General features: G+C 74.1%; 3 protein-coding genes. 1 reads left to right on the forward strand and 2 read right to left on the reverse strand.

Annotated features, from left to right (window positions below):
* On the reverse strand, positions 1 to 521 hold a 521-nt coding region (locus ABD844_RS34850), incomplete at its 3' end, for a GNAT family N-acetyltransferase (RefSeq protein WP_344887427.1).
* A gap of 106 nt (positions 522 to 627) precedes the next feature.
* Complete coding sequence (locus tag ABD844_RS34855) at positions 628 to 1,188, reverse strand: acyclic terpene utilization AtuA family protein (protein WP_344887429.1); 561 nt, start codon at positions 1,186 to 1,188, stop codon at positions 628 to 630.
* Between the two features lie 380 nt (positions 1,189 to 1,568).
* On the opposite strand from ABD844_RS34855, the gene ABD844_RS34860 reads away from it, so the two are divergent.
* Positions 1,569 to 2,336 carry a bestrophin-like domain gene (locus ABD844_RS34860; protein ID WP_344887431.1) on the forward strand — a complete coding sequence of 256 codons (768 nt, stop codon included), beginning with the start codon at positions 1,569 to 1,571 and terminating at the stop codon, positions 2,334 to 2,336.
* The last annotated feature ends 78 nt before the right edge of the window (positions 2,337 to 2,414 follow it).

Genomic DNA, 2,414 nt, shown 5'->3' on the forward strand with positions numbered 1-2,414 from the left:
GTGGCGGACGGCCCTCGGCCCGCCAGCGCCGCCACCACGCGCGGCGCGGCCAGCGGCCAGGACGCCAGCAGCCGGTCGGACTCGTCGCCGTGGTTGATCGCGTCCTCCATGACGCCGTAGAAGCACGGCAGGTACTCCACCGGCCGGGCGCCCAGTTTGGCCAGGTTGAAGTGCGCGTTGCGGCGTACCAGCGGGTCGTAGGTCCAGGTGATGCGTTCCAGCCCGCGATCCAGGGCCCAGCGGCGCTGGTGCCGTTTGAGCTCGAACCCGATGCCGCGGCCCGCCGCCGTGCCCGTGACGTGGGAGTGCAGCGCGGCGCCCGCGGCCAGGAACCCCACCGAGGCGCCGACCATGCTCCCGCCCTCGAACGCGCCCGCCACGTAGCCGCCGGCGTGCGACAGCGCGCACATCAGCTCCAGCGTGATGGGCGGGTCGGCGGAGCCGAAGTGCCAGATGCCGTCGAAGAGCGCGTGCACGCGCTCGAACTCCGCGATCTCATGGAGCTCCCTGACCTCGATCACCGTGCCGTCCTTCCACGCCGTCCTTCCACAAGGAGGTTCCCTGCAGACGGTATGCCATGGGACGGCCGCCACGGTTCACGCCGGGGCCGGGTGCTCGCGCGCGGGTTCAGGTGGTGACGGCGCCCGGCCGGAGGGCGATGCGGATGCGGCTGGGGGCGACCTGGCTCAGGCGTACCGACTCCAGGGGGACGGTCACCTCGGGCGTGCGGTAGCGGCCGTCGGGGAAGTGGCCGGCCAGGCAGGCGTGCACGGCCGCCGCCGGCACGTCGCCGTCGAGCGAACCGCGCCCGTCGCGCCAGAGCTCCAGCCAGCACGGGCCGGGATGGGCCGCCAGCGCCAGCCCCGCCACGGTCGCGCCCGCCAGCGCCCCGGTGTCGCCGCGCGTCCACCGGTAGTGCCAGATGCCCGCCGCCACCACGGGCGCGGCGGGACAGCAGCCGGGCGCGGTGAGGACCACGTCGAGCCCCTGCGACAACAGCGCCGCGATCTCCTCGGCGCAGCGGGCGACCGGGGCGCCCACCCGCAGTCCGGGAAACTCCGGCATCGGGCGGCCCGCGCCGTAGATGAGCTTGACGCCCGTCTCGAAGGGCCCGGAGTCGCTGTCGCGCCAGCCGCAGACGACGACGTCGACCGACTCGGCAGACCTCCACGTGCCGATGCGCAGCATGCTCTTTGACTACCCTTTGCCGTCAACGATCACACACCGTCGCCGTTGCGGTCTTCCCGGACGGGGCAGGAAACCGCCCGCCAGGCGGGTCGCCCGCACGGACGTCAGCGCAGGCTGCGGGCGTCGAGCCGGCGCAGCACCCGGGAGACGACCCCCGGGTCGGCGCGTCGTGCCTCGCCCGGGGCCTGCCGGACCGTGTCCGTCCGGCGTCCGCTCCCGGCGCGCCCCGCCCGGCGGGCACGGGCTTGCGGGGTCGTTCGGCCGGGTTCGCCGGGGCGTGGGGCTTGCCCGGGACTTTACATTTCCGAGCCTGACACCATCATTGCGCGGTGTGATAGTAATGTGACACTGCGTATCCGACAGAGATCCGGGAGATCTTCATGGTGGCGTACACACTCTCGATCTTGGCGGCAGTGGGCGCGGTGGCGCTCACCGCGCTGGTGTTCAGGAGGGTGACGAGAGCCGGCGAGGACCGCGACCCGAGCGGCCCGTCCGCCGCCCACGCCGGCGCGATGTTGTCGGCCATGTTCCTGCTGGTCTTCGCCATCGCGATCATCGTGCCCTGGACCACCACCGACGCCGCCCGGCTCAACACCCACGCCGAGAGCCAGGCCGCCGTGGACGCCTACTGGGCCGCCGCCGAGCTGCCCGGCGCCGCGCCCGAGGAGGTGCGCAGGTCGCTGCGCGACTACATGGCGTTCGTGGTCAAGGACGAGTGGCCGCTCATGGCCTCGGGCAGGATGCACCCGGTCGGCGCCGAGCGCATGGACGACCTGCGCGGCCGGGTCACCGAGCTCCAGCCGCGCGACGACGACGAGGAGGACGCCAAGTCCGCCGTGCTCGAACACCTCAGCGGCATCTCCACGGCCCGCGCCCAGCGCACCGCCGACGCCGCGGCCACCCCGCCCGACGGGCTGCTGCACCTGACGGTGCTCACGGGCGTGCTCGTCATCGTCTTCCCGTTCCTGGCCGGGGCCAGGCCGCGCGGGCTGGCGATCCTGCCGCTGGTGGCCACGGCCGGGCTGATCGGGTTCGGCACCTACCTGACGTGGGACATCTCCCACGTCTTCGCCGGGCCGCTGGCGGTCGGGCCCGAGGCGTTCCGGGGGGCGCTGGACGAGTTCGCGCGGATCGCCGGGGGGCTGTGACCGTGGGGGTCAGGCGCGCGCCGCTGCTGCTGGCCGCAGCCCTCGTCGCGACGGCTGCGGCCGGCCCGGCGACGGCCG

Origin of the sequence: Nonomuraea antimicrobica (assembly GCF_039536965.1) — a bacterium.
Lineage (GTDB): Bacteria > Actinomycetota > Actinomycetes > Streptosporangiales > Streptosporangiaceae > Nonomuraea > Nonomuraea antimicrobica.